Here is a 345-nt window from a genome sequence, read left to right on the forward strand (position 1 = left end):
GATGCGGCAGGTGCCGTCTCGTCCTTCGACTTCTTTGCGCATGCCAACACCTGGCCGATAGGAATCAGTTTCTTCACTTGGGGTGGTCAGGTCGCGTTGTTTATCGTGTGGCATGGGGGTGGCTTTCCACCCAAAGCCCTCAACATAGGTTGGGGCATTGTCAACATCACAAGCTCTATAAGTATTGAGGATAACAGTTGCCGGTGGGGTGATTTCACCGCTGAGAAGCTTCTTGACGGCTTCGGTCAGGCTGAGGCCTTCGTGGGCGGCGGTTTTACGGATGAAGGCATCGAGTTTGATGCCGGTGTTCTCATCGACTCCAAGTTCAAGCCAGGCTGTGGTGCC

Annotated in this window: 1 pseudogene; it reads right to left on the bottom strand. The window is 54.8% G+C overall.

Annotated elements, in window-relative coordinates:
* Positions 1-345 (bottom strand): annotated as a pseudogene (locus QP922_RS12850) (HNH endonuclease); the annotation flags it as partial.

The sequence above is a fragment of the Corynebacterium sp. MSK218 genome (genome assembly GCF_030232655.1).
GTDB lineage: Bacteria > Actinomycetota > Actinomycetes > Mycobacteriales > Mycobacteriaceae > Corynebacterium.